This is a genomic window from Crossiella cryophila (assembly GCF_014204915.1).
In the GTDB taxonomy this organism is placed as follows: domain Bacteria; phylum Actinomycetota; class Actinomycetes; order Mycobacteriales; family Pseudonocardiaceae; genus Crossiella; species Crossiella cryophila.
Genome location: NZ_JACHMH010000001.1, coordinates 8,821,228 through 8,836,390, shown reverse-complemented (window position 1 = coordinate 8,836,390; position 15,163 = coordinate 8,821,228). Strand labels below are relative to the sequence as shown.

Genomic DNA, 15,163 nt, shown 5'->3' with positions numbered 1-15,163 from the left:
GCGCCCGGTCCTGCCGGTGGTTCTGCGTGTTCGGGGGTTGGCGGGGCGTGTTGCACTGGCCAGATGAGGCGACAGCTCGCAGTGGCCTGCGCGACCTTCGTGCTGGCCGCGAACGGCGGCGTGGCGGCCGCGCAGGACACCGTTCTCCCGCAGATCCCGCAGGTGTTGCGGGCCGGTCAGCCGTGCACCGGCTCCTCCGGCAAGAAGATCACCGAGACGCCGTGGCAGTTGCCGTACCTGGGCGCGGACCGGTTGTGGCCGTTGAGCACCGGGGCCGGGGTGACCGTGGCGGTGGTGGACACCGGGGTGGACTCGACCGCGGTGCCGGTGGAGGCGCTGGGGGACGCGGGCAAGGACTGTGTGGGCCACGGCACAGTGGTGGCCAGTCTGATCGGCGCGCCGGTGCGGGAGGGGTTCAAGTTCGCTGGGCTGGCACCGGGGGCGCGGGTGCTCGCGGTGCGGGGGACGGACAAGTCCGGGGTGCCGAGTGCGGGTGGGATCGCGGGGGCGATCGACGCGGCGGTGGCGGCGGGGGCGCGGGTCATCTGTGTTGCGGTCGGGGTCGCGGAGGCGGATCCGGGTCTGGGCAAGGCGATTGAGCGTGCGCTGGCCGCCGGGGCGTTGGTCGTGGCGGCCGCTGGGCCGGACAGCTTGCCGAACAAGAAGGTGGAGCCGGGGCCGTACTACCCGGCGGGATTTCCCGGGGTGCTCGCGGTGAGTGCGCTGGGTCCGGACGGGAAGGCCGAGGCCGGTAGCCCCGGAGTCCTTGCCGCACCAGGGAATCTGGTGGTGGGCACCGGGCCGGGTGGCGGGCAGGTGGTTGGGTCGGGACCGGCGTTCGCCGCCGCGCACGTCGCGGCCGCTGCCGCGCTGATCCGGGCCTACCGGCCGGAGATCACCGGTAGTGAGCTGGCGAAGCGGTTGCGGGACAAGGCGTATCGGCAGCCGGGGCTGGCCATGCTCGACCCCCTGGCCGCGTTGACCGCGAACCAGGCCGAGGCCCCGGTGACCGCGCGCCGTGAACCGGTCGCGCTGGCGGCGGTGCCGGATACCGTTGGGCCGCAACGGTCGGCGTTGATCGTGGCCGGGATCGTCGCGCTGGCCGGGTGCCTGCTGGGTGCGGTGGCCGTGGTGGTGCCACTGGGCCGCCGCCGCGGGTGGCGCGGCGGCGGCCGGTGATCACTTCGCGCTGAGCGCGGCCTCGTGGGCCGACAGCGCGGTCTGCACCAGGGTGGTCCCGCGCCGGGTGGCGTACTGCGCCCGGCCCGGGATCAGCGTGCGCGGCCGGACATCGCCGAAGACCAGGCCCTCGGAGTTGGGGCAGGACAACAACAGCACCGGGGTGTTGACCTCGACCAGTCGGCGCAGCAACGGATCGTTGCCGCCCCGGCCGATGCCGTTCGCGCCGCGGGCGACCACCAGGTGCAGGCCGAGCGCGTTGCCCTGGGCGAGTGCGTCGAACAGCGGCTGGAAGGCGTTGCCAGAGGAGGTGGTGACCATGTCGTAGTCGTCGATCACCACGAACACCTGCGGACCACTCCACCAGTCCCTGGCCCGCAGTCGCGCGGGTGAGATGTCCGGGCCGGGCAACCGGGTGTGCACCGCGCGGGCCACCCCGTCGATGAGTTCGCGTACCGAGTCCGCGGCCACCGCGTAGCCGAGCTGGTGTGCCTCGGGCACCGCCTCGTAGAGGCCCCGCCGGTAGTCCACGGTGATGATCCGGGCCTCTTCCGGGGTGTAGCGACGGGTGATGCCGTCGATGACCAGGCGCAGCAGGTTGGTCTTGCCGGTCTCCACGTCACCGACGACCAGCAGGTGCGGGCTGTCGGCGAAATCGTGCCAGAGGGGTTCCAGTTTCTGGTCGTCCAGGCCGAGTGGGATGCGCACATCCTGTTCGGGCGCGGGCAGTTCCGCGTGCGCCAGCACCGGGGGCAGCATCCGCACCGGCGGCGCGGCGGGTCCGGTCCAGGCGGTGGCGATCCGGTCGACCAGGGTGGCCACGTGTTCGGTGACCTCGCCGTCGACGCCGTCCAGGGACGGGAGTGCGGTGCGGAAGTGCAGTTCCTTCTCGGTGAGGCCGCGGCCGGGGATCTTCGGCACGGTGGCCGCGGCCCGCATGTTGATCACCGAGTCGACCGGGTCGCCCAGGCGCAGTTCCAGTTGGGTGCCAACGAGATCGCGCACCGCCGCGGCGATCTCGCTCCACCGGCCGGAGGCGAGCATCAGGTGGATGCCGTAGTTGAGACCGCGGGCGGCGAGTTCGGCGAAGACGGGCAGCAGGTCCATGAAGTCCTGGCGGATGGTGGACCAGCCGTCCACCACCAGGAACACGTCGCCGTGCCGTTCGCCGGGGAACTCGCCAGCGGCCCGCCTGCGCCGGTAGGCCGGCATGGAATCGACCGCGTGGTCGGTGAAGAAGCGTTCCCGGCGGGCCAGCAGGGCGGTGACCTCGCCGATGGTGCGGTGGATGCGGTCCAGGTCGAGGCGTCCGGTCACGCCACCCACGTGCGGCAGGCGTTGCAGGCCGGACAGGGTGCCGCCGCCGAAGTCCAGGCAGTAGAACTGGACCTCGGCCGGGCTGTGCGTGAGCGCCAGGGCGGTGATCAGGGTGCGCAGGGTGGTGCTCTTGCCGCTCTGCGGCCCGCCCACCACGGCCACGTGCCCGTCGGCGCCGGACAGGTCGACGATCAGTGGATCCCTGGTCTGCTCGAACGGCCGGTCCACCAGGCCGATCGGCACCCGCAGTCCGCCGCGGCCGGGCCAGTCGGCGGCGCACAGGCCGTGTTCGAGGGTGATCTCCAACGGTGGCAGCAGTTCGTCCAGGGAACTGGGTGCGTCCAGTGGCGGCAGCCACACCCGGTGCGCTGCCGGACCGCTGTCCCGCAACCGATCCACGGCCACCTCCAGGAGGCTGTGCGTGGAGACCTCCGGTTCCGGCGTGGGGGTGGGTTCGGGTTCGACCTCCCGGTTGGCCACGAACCGGGCGGTGAACGGCACGATCTGCTGGGCCACCACGGCCTGTTCGACGTTGCGGCGGGCGGTGCGGTGCGGGCCGGAGACGTAGGCGGCCTTGAACCGCTCCAGCGCGCCGACGCCGTTCTTGAGGAACCCGTTGCCAGGATCGGCCGGGAGTTGGTAGGCGTCGGGCACGCCGAGCACGCCGCGGCTTTCCATGGCGGAGAAGGTACGCAGGCCGATCCGGTAGGACAGGTGGGATTCGAGCTGGTGGATGCGGCTCTCGTCCAGGCGTTGCGAGGCCAGCAGCAGGTGCACGCCCAGGGATCGCCCCAGTCGGCCGATCATGATGAACAGGTCCATGAAATCCCGGTGCGCGGCCAGCAGTTCGCTGAACTCGTCCACCACCACGAACAGCGTGGGCAACGGGTCCAGTGGTGCGCCCGCGGCCCGCGCGCGTTCGTAGTCCAGGGCGGAACTGTGGTTGCCCGCCTTGCGCAGCAGTTCCTGGCGGCGGACCAGTTCGCCGTGCAGGGCCTCGCGCATCCGGCCCACCAGAGCGGCCTCATCGGCCAGGTTGGTGATCACCGCGGAGGTGTGCGGCAGGTCGTCCAGGCCGAGGAAGGTGGCGCCGCCCTTGAAGTCCACCAGCACGAAGTTGAGGATCTCCGAGGAGTGGGTGAGGGCAAGGGCGAGGACCAGGGTGCGCAGCAGTTCGGACTTGCCGGAGCCGGTGGCGCCGATCAGCATGCCGTGCGGACCCATCCCGGCCTGCGCGGATTCCTTGATGTCCAGTTCGATCGGCGCACCGTTCGCACCGACGCCCAGCGGCACCCGGAGTCGTCCGCCGGGACGCGGTGCGGCCCAGCCAGCGGCCACGTCGTGGGTCTGGATGTCCTTGATGCCCAACAGGGTGGTGAGGTCGAAGTCGGCGGACAGCGGTTCGGCGGAGCGGCGGGGCGCGCCCATCCGGTACGGCGCGAGCCGCGTCGCCAGCGCGGACGCGGTGGCCAGGCCCAGCCCGTCCGGCCGGCCGAGATCGCCTGCCACCTCCTTGTTGTGCTGGTCGACGGTGATCAGCTTGAGCGTGCCGTCCTCGATCCGCAGCCGCAGCGTTTGTGGATCGTCCTGTTCGGACAGTGCGCCGGAGAGGTCGAGCACGGTGGTGTTGCGGTAACCCGGTCCGGCCAGGCGCGCGGTGGGCGGGACCGGCACGCCGTCGACGAACACCATCACGCACGGCTCGCCGCGATCCGGCACGGCGTCCGGGTCGAAGGCCGGGCGACTGGCGAACTCCTCGCCGAGCGCGGTGTCCAGTTCGGACAGTGACTCCACCACCAGGCGGGTGGCGCCCGCACCGTCGGTCTCGTTCGGGTGCAGGTTGTGCGGCAACCACTTCACCCACTCCCAGTCCGCCCGGCGCTCCGGCGGGGTGAGCAGCACGATGCGCAGTTCGGCGGGGGAGTGGAACACCGCGAGGTGCGCGATCACCGACCTGGCCAGCGCCCTGACCCGCTCCTCGTCCCGCTGATCCGCCACCCGCAACAGGATCCGGGCGAAGGAGGGCAGGAACACCGCCACCGGCTGGTCGGCGACCGTGCCGTAGGCGTGGATGAACCGGCGCAGCGCGTGCGCGGACAGCGGTTCCAGATCGTCCACCGGCTTGGTGGACAACGGGTTCAGCCGCCAGGCCAGCCGTTGCGGACCGAGGGCGACGCGCACCTCGCCGAAGTCCTCGTCCTGGGCGTCCCGCTCCCACATCCTGCTCGTGCCCGGCAGCGACCACAGCGCGGCCGGGTCCGGATGCCGCCAGGCGAGTGCTTCGCGTTGGCGCAGCACGACTTCGCGCACCTTGCGGCGGGACTGGGCCAGGTAACGCAGGTAGTCCCGGCGGGCGTCGTTGAGCTTCTGCCTGCGCTCGCCCGCGCTGCGGCCCAGCTGGCCGATCAGCATGGCCATCGAGGACACCGTCATCAGCCCGGCGGCCAGATAGCTGAAGGCGCCGTTCTCCCCCGGCCGCACGAACAGCAGCACGGTCGCGGTGGAGGACAACGCCATCGGCAGGTACATCATGATCGCGCCCGCGCTGCGCTGGACCTCCGGCAGCGTGGGTGGTTCCTGGATGCTCAGCTCGCCCTCGGGCATCTCCGGTCCGGGCCTGCGCTGGCCCTTGCGGAACGTGATTACACTCAAGCCCGGATTCCTTCCCTAGCGGACGTGCTGTGGTGGCAGCTCCGCAACAGGTGACGAAATCCGACCACGCGACGGTTCACTCCGGTGCCGCGCGTCGGTCGCCGAGGAAAAGGCGTGTGCCATGGCGACCACTTCCGGGCTGTGCAAACTCCGGGTCCGGACCCCCTCCACCGGCTTCGAGCTGGCCGTGCCGGGGGACATCCCGCTGATCGAGATGATGCCGACCATCCTCGGCTACGCCGGGCCTGACCTGGCCGAAGCCGGGCTCGAACACGACGGCTGGACCCTGCAGCGACTCGGCGAGGCCCCACTGGACCAGGAGGCCACCGTCGACGCGCTCAACCTGCGCGACGGCGAGACCCTGCACCTGCGGCCACGGCGCGAGCAACTGCCGACCGTGCACTTCGACGACATCATCGACGGCCTCTCCACCGAGGCCCGCGACCGCGCCGACACCTGGAGCCCCGACGCCAGCCGGTGGACCCTCCTTGGCGGCCTGCTCGCCGTGCTCACCCTCGGCTTCGGCGTGCTGGCCACCGCCCCGAACACCTGGCCGATCCTGCTGGCCGCCGGACTGGCCGCGGTGTTCCTGCTGGTGTGCGCGGCCACCGCGGCCCGCGCCCTGGGCGACCAGCCAGCCGCACTCGCCCTCGCGCTGGCCGCGGTCCCGTTCGTCGGGCTGGCCGGATTCCTCATCCCGGACGGACCCGCCGGCGAGGTGCTCACCGGGGCCCGGATCCTGGCCGCCTGCGTGGCCGGTGCGGGCGCCGCCGCGCTGGGACTGGCCGCGGTGGCCGGGTCCGCGCCGGTGTTCGTCTCGGTCGCCACCACCGGCCTGCTGTGCGCCACCGGTGGGCTGGTGATGATGCTCACCGGGGCCGGCGCGGCTGCCTCGGCCACCGTGATCGCGGTGCTCGCCGTGCTGCTCGGCGCGTTCGTGCCCAGGGTCGCCTTCCGGCTGTCCGGACTGCGGCTGCCCGCGCTGCCCACCAACGCCCAGGAGTTGCAGGAGGACCTCGAACCGCACGCCGGGGACGAGGTGGTGGCCAAGGGCCGGATCGCCGACGCCTACGTCACCGCGCTGTTCGCCGCGGTCGGCGCGGCCTGCGCGGTGGTGCTCACCTTCGTGGTGCAAGATCCGTCCTGGCAGGCCACCACCTTCGCCGCGGTGCTCAGCGCGTTGCTGCTGGTGCACGGCCGCGCGCTGGGCAGTGTGTGGCAGCGGCTGTCCGTGCTGGCACCCGGCGGGTACGGCGTGCTGTGGCTGCTGCTGGCGGTGCACGAACGCGCACCCAAACCCCTGGCGCTGGTGATCGGACTGTTCGTGCTGGCCGCGGTGCTGATCGTGGTCCGCTGGACGCTGCCCGGCCGCAGGCTGCTGCCGCAGTGGGGGCGGCTGGCCGACATCGCGGAGAGCGTGGCCGCGTTCTCCCTGCTGCCACTGGGATTGTGGCTGCTCGGCCTGTTCGCGTACATGCGCGGGATCGGGGGCTGAGCCGTGAACTCCAAGACCGACCAGGTCCAGGCACACCGATTCATGATGGGCCGGCTGTCCTCCGCGCTGCTGCGGGTGGACCCGGACGCACCCGAGAGCCCACTGCACCGCACCTACCGGGGCAGCACCATCGGCGGCCTGATCGCCACCCTGGTCTGCCTCGGCCTGCTGGTGTTCGGCCTGATCTCCCCTGGCGGCAACACCTCCTGGAAGGTGGAGGGCGCGCTGGTGGTCTCCGACACCACCGGCGCCCGATTCCTCTACGCGGGCGGGAAACTGCTGCCGGTGCTCAACCTGGCCTCCGCCAAACTCGTCGCCGGGGACCGGCTGGTGGTCAAGCACGTGGCCGATGCCTCGCTGCGGGACGTGCCCAGGGGTGACGCGCTGGGCATCATCGGCGCGCCCGACGCGCTGCCCACACCCGCCAGGGACCCGTGGGAGGTGTGCGCGGCGGTCGGCCGGGACCAGGCCGGGAGCACCGCGCTGCGGATCGGCGGCGGCTCCGGGCGGGCGCTCGGACCCGACGACGCCGTGGTGGTGATCACCCCGGACGGCGTGACCTCCTTGCTGTGGCAGGGCAAGCGGCACCGGGTCGCGACGAACCGGGGTGCGCTGGATGCCCTGGACGGCATGCCGCAACCGGTCAAGGCCCCCGCCGCACTGCTGGACGCGTTGCCGGTCGGCCCGGACTTCGCACCGCGCACCCTGGCCGGACTCGGCGCGCCCGGACCCGCGCTGGGCGCGGTGGACTCGCGGATCGGCCGGTTGTTCACCGTCTCCGGCGAACCATCCCAGCGCTATGTCCTCACCGGCACCGGACTCGCGCCGATCTCCGAGCTGGAAGCCCGGTTGCTGACCGCGGATCCCGAACTCCGCCGCGCCGCCTACGGTGGCGGCGAGGTGCTGGTGACCCCGCTACCCGGCCGCCTGGTCAGCGAGAACCTGGCCAAGGCCGAACCGCCGCCGCCGGTCAAGCCACCGCGCGCGGTGACCCTCCACAGTGGACAGAGTCTGTGTGCGCTGGTTACGCCGGATGGCGGCACCCCGCGAACTCAGCTCACCGTGTCCGACCAGGTCGCCGCGGTCGGCGCGCCGCCACTGGCCCAGCCGGGCATCGCGCCGCCGTGCGCGCGGGTGGACCGGATCACGGTGCGGCCGGGGACCGGTGCGCTGGTGAAGGCCACCGCCGCCTCCGGACGGCTGGGCGACGCGCTGTACCTGGTGACCGACACCGGCGTGAAGTACCCGGTGCCGCCCGAGGGCGCCAAGGCCCTGGGCTACGGGGCCACCGCCGCCGTGGGGCTGTCCACCAGCCTGCTGGCGTTGCTGCCGACCGGGGCGGCGCTGGACCCGGCCGCGTTGCGTGGTGGCGGCACCGTGCTGCCCGCGGCGACCGCCTGCACTTCCTGACCGGCGGAACCGCAGGCGGTTTCTGCCGGTGGTTCAGCATGGTCCGCCCGCCCGCGAGTTGATGTCCTGGGGGCGGAGCGCACCACGGGAAAGGACCCCACCGGATGAGCACGCCGTACTTCCAGAAGACCGACACCGGCATGAAGGGTGGCTACCAGGCCATCCAGACCTGCCTGGACAGCTGCCGCGCCATCGGCGGCGCCGTCGCCAACATCTCCACCGACCTGCGCGGGAACTGGCAGGGCCAGGCCTCCCAGACCTTCCTGAACAACCTGCAGGCCTGGATGGAGGACTACAACCGGATCGTCAACTCCCTGGACGAGATCGGCGAACTGGTCGGCATCAGCGACCAGCAGATGAACGACGTCGAGGCGGACATCGCGCTGCTCTCCCAGGGCGCCTTCACCGGTGGCGACGGCGACCGGGTTTTCCGTTCCCTCACCTCCTGATCACCGCACCGCAGCAGAGGAGCAGCAGCATGCACGACGGATTCTCGGTCAGCGGCAACCTCCCGCACCTGGCCGACCAGATGCAGGCCCAGACCAAGGCGATCCTGGACGCGCTGGCGCAACTGCGCAGCCAGATCAAGCCGATGGCCGAGACCTGGACCGGTGACGCGGCGAGCATGTGGGAGCAGGTGCAGGGCACCTGGACCAGCGCCACCAACGACATGCAGACCCGCTTCGGCAAGGCCCAGGTGACGCTGAACCAGTCCTACGACAACTACCGGCGCACCGACGCGAACATCGCGGGCAAGTTCACCGGACTGTAAGCCGGGATCCGGTACTGGGAAAGGGAAACGGGCATGGGTGACGAGAAGCCGGACAGCGGGGACATCAAGATCACCGTCTCCCGGTTGCAGCAGTTCCAGAGCAAGGTGCTGCAGCCGATGGTCGACGAGCTGGCCGGCAACGAGCACGTGCGGGAACTGTCCTATGTGCTCGATGAGAAGACCCGCAGCCTGCTCGCGGGCTCGGAGAGCTTCCAGCCTGCCAAGGTGCTGATGGACCGGTACGAGTCGGCCACCGGCACCGCGCCCACGCTGCACACCCAGTTCCAGGAACTGCGGACCTCGCTGGAGCGGCTGAACAAGAACATCGGCGACGTGGTGCGGATCGCGCTGGCCGGTGAGGACGAGAACATCAAGCTGTCCACCGAACTCAGCGCGTACCAGCTCGGCGTGATCTTCGGCGGCAAACCGGCCGCCGGGCCCGGCACCGGCGGGAGCTGACCCGCGATGGCCAACGAAGCCCCACTCGGTCCGGTGGACTGGTCGAAGTGGACCTGGGAACAGGCCCTCAACATCTTCCAGGACGGCGCCACCTATCCCGTCGTGCCCAACCGGCAGACCGTGGCGGGCGCGAAGTGGCTCAAGTGGGACTGCTGGAGCGCGGTCAACGGCGAGCTGGGCAAGAGCGGCGACAAGCACGAGTACTACGTCAAGTACGCCACGAACTGGATGAACTACTGGGGTGTGGCCGACACCGACTCGGAAACGCTCACCAAGCCGATGAACGAGTTCTACGGCAACGCGCGCAAGATCGTGGACTCGCTGCGGGCCGGGGTGAACACGGTGGCGCAGCCGGAGACGTTCAACCGGGCCTTCCGCACCCTCAACGGCGCCAAGGATCTGCTCAACTCCCAGGCGGCCAAGCTCAAGGCGGAGCAGAAGACCATCGGGCACAAGGGCGACGACCTCCAGGGCGCGGGCGCGACCGCGTTCTGGAAGTTGCTGGGCGGCCTGGTGTACAAGTGCGAGGACGTGGTGCGCCAGCTCGGCGTGCGGCAGGGACACGCCTGGAACGCGCTGGCCGATGCCCAGGGCTGGCTGGACAACCCGGCCACCAAGGAGATCGACGAGGCCAAGGGCGGCCTGCTGGTGGCCATCGACAAGATCTCCGCCGCCTACACGGACTGGTTCTCCGCCAAGCCGGTCAGCTACGACACCGGGATCTTCGGCCGGATCACCAGCACCGGCTCGGCACTGGCCTGGCCGGGCGGCGCGTTCACCGCGGTGTGGACCTGCGAGGAGTTCCGCCAGGACCTCAAGGCCAACGAACCATCCGGGTCCAGTTACTGGAGCGGGGGCGAGCAGTTCCCGCGCAGCAGCAAGATCGGCGCGGACGCCCGCAACGCCGCGTTCTGGAACACCCTGGAGGAGATCGCCAAGAACCTGTGGCTGGAACACCTCCGGACCACATTGGACGGTCCGGCGGCCAAGGCGGTGCAATCCCTCGGCGCCAGCTACAACGAGGCCGCGACCTACCTGCCGACCATCATCACCCCGGTCCAGCTCGACCTGAGCAACCCCAAACCGCCGCCCCCGCCCGGCGGTGGTCCGCCGCCGCCCCCACCACCCGGTGGGCCCAAGGACGGACCGCCCAAACCGCCGCCGGGCAAGGACGGTCCGCCGAAGCCGCCAGGCACGGGCGGACCCAAGGGGCCCAAGGACGGCAAGGGAAATCCGCCGCCACCCATCCCGAACCCCGGTTCGCAGGGGCCGGGCACGGGCAAGAAGGATCCGACCAACCCCAACGGCCCCAACGGTCCCAACCGGCCGGGCCCGGACTCGGTGCTGAAGGTGCCCGGCAAGTCCACCATCGGCGCCGACGGCGTGGTGCGCGGCCCGGACGGCAAGCCGTTGCTGGACGCCTTCGGGCGGCCGATCATCGTGCCGCCCGGGTCCCGGATCAACTCCGACGGTGAGATCGTCGGCCGCAACGGGACCAAGCTCACCGAGAAGGACCGGCTGTCCCGGCCGGAGACCACCGCGCCGGGCGACAAACCCGCCGAGTCCGAACTGGACAAGTACCTCAAGTCCCTGCGCGGCAACAACACTCCCGCCCCGCCGACCCTGCTCTCCAACACGCCACCACCGCCGTCGGTGACGCCGAAGGGGCCACTCGGACTCCACAGTGGAGGGTCCAGTTCCGGGCCCTCGCTGGGTTCGGGCGGCGGCCAGCACCAGCAGCAGGGCGCACCTCCGCCGCCGGCGTCAAAAACAGTGACCACCGAGGGCGGCCCGTCGCTGCTCAAGGACCCGCCGGGCACCGGTGGTCAGGGCAACGGACTGGGTGGAGTGCCGTTCTACCCGCCCACCGCGGGCGGTCCGGGCGCGGGCGCGCCTGATCAGAACAAGGGTGAACGCGACCGGTCGACCTGGCTGGCCGAGGACGAGGAGACCTGGGGCACCGACCCCAAGCTGATGCCCGCGGTGCTGGGTCGCCGCAGGCGGGGCCGGGCCACCGCCGGCGGCCCCCGCAACCACGCACCGGGAGGATCCGATGGCCGACTGGCTGGCGGCACAACTGCACCAGGCCATGGACACGCTGAGGGAACAGCGTGACCGGATCGAATCGGCGAAGGCCGACCTCGCGGCCCGGACGGCCTCGGCGACCTCCGCGGACCACCTGGTGACGGTGACCGTGGACGCGCAGAACGCGGTGGTGGGACTGAAGTTCCACACCGCCAAGTACCGCACCATGCCGCCCGAACAGCTCTCCCGCACCCTCCTGGAAGTGCTGGAGCGGGCCCGCGCGGAAATGGCCGAGGTGACCCTGGAGGTCTTCGGGCCGTTGCTGGACCAGCGGGCCGACCTGCGGGCCGCGATGGCCGGGGAAACCCCGGCGGATGCCGCGTTCGCCGCGATCTGGGACGAGGCGCCGCCGGACGCCCTCCGCCGCGAGCGGGGCTGATCGGCATGCGCTGGGACGAGGCCATCAACTTCTTCAGCGACAACGGGGTCGCCACCAGCACCTACCCCACGGTGCCGGAGCGGGCCACCGTGATCGCGCCGCGCTGGCTGTCCTCGGACTGCTTCCGCAGACCACGCGGACCGGCCAACCACCTGCCCAGCAACATGTGGCACGTCGAGACGATGACCCTCTACACCTCCTACTACGGGGTCGCCGATCCGACCTCGGAGCTGGAACAGGCGATGAAACCGTTCTACGCCAACGGCGCCAAGATCCTGGACGCGCTGCTGTCCGACTACAGCACGGTGGCCAACCGGGCCACCTTCGAGCGTGCGGGCAGCACCCTGAAGGGCGCGGCCGACTGGCTCACCGCCCAGGTCACCCCGCTGAAGACCGAGCGCGACCAGGTGGGTCACCGCGGCGACCACTTCCAGGGCACGGGCGCGAACGCGTTCTGGAACGTGCTCGACGACCTGATGTACAAGTGCGGCGACCTGGTCGCCCAGCTCAGCAAGGTGCGCACGGCCTGGGACGCCCTCGGCGATGCCAAGGAGGCGCTGCGGCAGGCCACCGTGACGCTCAACGACGGCTACCAAGAGTGGCTGGGCGAGAAGTCCTTCAGCTACGACACCGGACTGGGTTTCCCGGTCAGCGGCAAGGGATCCGCGCTGGCCTGGCCGGGCGGCGCGATCACCGCGATCTGGACCTCACCGGAGCTGGTGGCCGACTTCCGCGCACACGGGCCACGGGACTACCACAAGGACGAGGAGAGCTACCCGAGGAGCACTCTGCTCGGCGGCAAGGTCACCGAGGGCGGGATGTGGGAGCGGCTGGAGATCGCGGCCAAGAAGATCTGGGGCGACCACCAGGCGGCCACTTTGGACGTCGCCGCGACCAACGCGATCACCAAGCTGGACAAGGACTACCGGGCCGCCGCCACGCACCTGCCCACCGTCGTCACCCCGGTCCGGTTCGTGCTGCCACCGGGATCGGGCCCCGGCCCCGAAACCGGGCCTGGCCCCGGACCCGGCCCGGACGGCGGACCCGGCGCACCCGAGGGCGGCGGCGGGCAGAGTGAGATCGGCGGCGGCTCCGTGCCACCGCCACCGCCGCCCGGCCTCGGCCCGAACCCCGGTCCGAAGGGGCCGACCAGCGTGATCAGCGGGCCCAACTCGATGATCAAGGTGCCAACCGGATCGCACGTCGGCACCGACGGCACCGTGTACGGACCCGACGGCAAACCCGTGCTGGGCCCGGACGGCCGACCCATCATCGTGCCGCCTGGGTCCAGGGTCACCCCCAACGGCAACATCGTCGGACCACGCGGAAACGGTCGCCTGGAACAGAAGGACCGCATCCGCCAGCCCTTCCAGCCGCCGGGCGGCAGCGGACCGCAGACCGGCGGCCAGTCACCGGTGGAGCGCTACCTCCAGTCCCTGCGCCGCACCCCGCCGCCGCTGCCACCCCTGCGCCCGCCCAACGCGGCACTGCCGATGACCATGTCCAGCGCCGACCCGCTGTCCGTCCACAGTGGACTTGGTCCGGCCGGTGGCGGCAAGGTCGGCCTGTCCCCGTCGGCCACCGCGCCGTACACCGCCACCGGCGGCGGCAAACCGGTCGTGCCGACCCTGGGTGGACCGTCCGGTGTGGACGGTCCGAAGGGGAACGCCGGGAACGGCGGCGTGCCGTTCCACCCGCCCACCGCGGGCGGACCCGGCGCCGGCGCGCAGGGCAAGGGCGACCGGGACCGGGACACCTGGCTGGCCGAGGACGAACAGACCTGGGGCACCGAGACCGTGGTGGCCCCTGGCGTGCTGGGCCGCCGCAAACGCCGGACCCGGTTCGCCACCGGCACCCGGCTCGGCGCGCCCGCGCTGCCCGGCCCGCCGCCGGGACTGGACGACCGGACCGCCGGGCACGGCACCGCGAACGGATGAGGAGCACAACACCATGAGCAGCAACGGGATGGCCGCCGACCCGGACATGATCGCCTACGTCGGCACCCAGTTCCGGCCGATCGCCCAGCACCTGTACCGGCTCGGCCAGGGCGGCGAGGAACGGCTGGCCCTGCTGATCGCCGCCTGCGGGGACGACGACATGGGCCGGGAGATCCGGGAACAACTGCTGCCCACCGCCAAGATCATCGAAGAGGCGGGCGGCTCGATCGGCGCGGCGGTGGAGAACACCGGCAACGTGATGTCGGCGCTGGCCTTGCAGCTCAAGGCGATGGAGCGGAACAACGCGGCCAACGTCGGCCACGGGTTCAAGCGCTGACCAGACAGATTCAGCACAGAGAGCGGGAACCAACCATGTCCACCGAGAGCCAGGCCGCCACCGGCGTCGCGGTCAGCACCCCGGAACCAGCACCCGCCGCGCCGGCGGAGACCACCGTGGCGACCGCGCCGGTCGCCGCCAAGGCCCAGGCGGCCGGGACCGTGCCGCCGGTGGTCGAGGGCGGCACCGCGGTCAGCGGATCGGCGCCCGGCAAGGTGTCCAAACCGGTGATCGTCGCGGCGGCGGTCGCGGGCGCCGTGCTGGTCGCGCTGCCGATGAGCCTCAGCGGTCTGCTGGAGGACAACGGCCCCGGCGAGGGCCCGGCGCCCACCGGGTACGCCCAGGCAGGTCAGCCCGCCAACGGTTTTGTGCCGGGAGTGGCCGATCCCACCGTCGACAACGTCACCGGCTCCACCCTGGCCCAGCCGTCCCCGCCGCCACCGGGCCCGCCCGCCACCGGCCAGCCCGGTCAGCCGGAGCAGAAGTCCGGTGAGTCGGCCAACCCGGGAACCCCTGCCGCACCGGGGAATCCGCCAGCGGGCAACCCGCCACCCCCGCCCCCGCAACAGGGTCAGCAGCCGCACAAGGCGCAGGCGCCCACCTACGAGGGCATGGCCGGGCCGGGATGTGCCGGCAGCACCAGGTTTTCCGGGGTCGGGTTCTACCGTGACGGCAAGGCGGGCTGGGTCGACCAGGGCAACGGCGGCTGCGGCACCTCCTACGTCTCAGTGCCGATGTCCGGCGACGCGAACAAGGACGACAGCAGCGCGTACGGGCTGTGGACCTTCAACACCGGCCCGGTGACCACCGGCAACTGCACGGTGTTCGTGTTCGTGCCCAACGGGAACGCCACCCAGGTCGGCGGCAGCCCGACCTCCTACCGGGTGTTCGACCGGTTCGAGATCGGCAAGGGCAGCCCGATCGGCAGCTTCCAGGTCAACCAGGTCGCCCAGCGCGGCAAATGGGTGCAGGTCGGCCAGTTCCGGGTGAACGGGGCCAAGCTCGCGGTCCAGCTGCTCACCAGGGGCAAGGACTGGGACGGCTCCGGCAAGACGTACGCGCACCACGCCGCGGCGATGGTGAAGGCCCAGTGCCAGGCGTGATCACCGCCTAGGTCCAGGCTCAGGTCCACTGTGGAGGT

12 protein-coding genes are annotated in these 15,163 nt (G+C 71.6%); 11 read left to right on the top strand and 1 reads right to left on the bottom strand.

Translation table 11 applies throughout. The features are described 5' to 3' along the window. The first annotated feature begins 63 nt into the window (after positions 1 to 63). Positions 64 to 1,179, top strand: coding sequence for a S8 family serine peptidase (locus tag HNR67_RS37875; RefSeq protein ID WP_221490187.1), 1,116 nt, complete (start codon positions 64 to 66; stop codon positions 1,177 to 1,179). Here HNR67_RS37875 and eccCa read toward each other — a convergent pair whose 3' ends face one another. Beyond that, on the bottom strand, positions 1,180 to 5,148 hold the full coding sequence (gene eccCa / locus HNR67_RS37870) for a type VII secretion protein EccCa (RefSeq protein ID WP_246492688.1): 3,969 nt from the start codon (positions 5,146 to 5,148) through the stop codon (positions 1,180 to 1,182). It abuts the gene before it with no gap. A gap of 121 nt (positions 5,149 to 5,269) precedes the next feature. Here eccCa and eccD point away from each other — a divergent pair, with 121 nt between their 5' ends. From eccD to HNR67_RS37820, 10 genes are all read left to right on the top strand, one after another. After that, positions 5,270 to 6,643 carry a type VII secretion integral membrane protein EccD gene (gene eccD / locus HNR67_RS37865; protein ID WP_185007980.1) on the top strand — a complete coding sequence of 458 codons (1,374 nt, stop codon included), beginning with the start codon at positions 5,270 to 5,272 and terminating at the stop codon, positions 6,641 to 6,643. 3 nt (positions 6,644 to 6,646) lie between these two features. Beyond that, positions 6,647 to 8,053 (top strand): type VII secretion protein EccB, encoded by a 1,407-nt coding sequence (gene eccB / locus HNR67_RS37860; protein ID WP_185007978.1) that lies wholly within the window; start codon positions 6,647 to 6,649, stop codon positions 8,051 to 8,053. A gap of 104 nt (positions 8,054 to 8,157) precedes the next feature. Further along, on the top strand, positions 8,158 to 8,502 hold the full coding sequence (locus HNR67_RS37855; protein ID WP_185007976.1) for a WXG100 family type VII secretion target: 345 nt from the start codon (positions 8,158 to 8,160) through the stop codon (positions 8,500 to 8,502). A gap of 29 nt (positions 8,503 to 8,531) precedes the next feature. Continuing rightward, positions 8,532 to 8,825, top strand: a complete 294-nt coding sequence (locus HNR67_RS37850; RefSeq protein ID WP_185007974.1) for a WXG100 family type VII secretion target — start codon at positions 8,532 to 8,534, stop codon at positions 8,823 to 8,825. Positions 8,826 to 8,858: 33 nt separating this feature from the next. Continuing rightward, on the top strand, positions 8,859 to 9,284 hold the full coding sequence (locus HNR67_RS37845) for a hypothetical protein (protein ID WP_185007972.1): 426 nt from the start codon (positions 8,859 to 8,861) through the stop codon (positions 9,282 to 9,284). A 6-nt stretch (positions 9,285 to 9,290) separates the two neighbouring features. After that, entirely contained in the window at positions 9,291 to 11,399 is a 2,109-nt protein-coding gene (locus HNR67_RS37840) for a hypothetical protein (RefSeq protein ID WP_185007970.1), read from the top strand. Then, positions 11,338 to 11,748 (top strand): YbaB/EbfC family nucleoid-associated protein, encoded by a 411-nt coding sequence (locus tag HNR67_RS37835; protein WP_246492687.1) that lies wholly within the window; start codon positions 11,338 to 11,340, stop codon positions 11,746 to 11,748. Before HNR67_RS37840 ends, HNR67_RS37835 begins: the two co-directional genes overlap by 62 nt. Before the next feature lie 5 nt (positions 11,749 to 11,753). Next, positions 11,754 to 13,685, top strand: coding sequence for a hypothetical protein (locus HNR67_RS37830; RefSeq protein WP_185007968.1), 1,932 nt, complete (start codon positions 11,754 to 11,756; stop codon positions 13,683 to 13,685). Between the two features lie 13 nt (positions 13,686 to 13,698). After that, on the top strand, positions 13,699 to 14,022 hold the full coding sequence (locus HNR67_RS37825) for a hypothetical protein (protein ID WP_185007966.1): 324 nt from the start codon (positions 13,699 to 13,701) through the stop codon (positions 14,020 to 14,022). 35 nt (positions 14,023 to 14,057) lie between these two features. Then, complete coding sequence (locus tag HNR67_RS37820) at positions 14,058 to 15,125, top strand: hypothetical protein (RefSeq protein WP_185007964.1); 1,068 nt, start codon at positions 14,058 to 14,060, stop codon at positions 15,123 to 15,125. Positions 15,126 to 15,163: the final 38 nt, after the last annotated feature.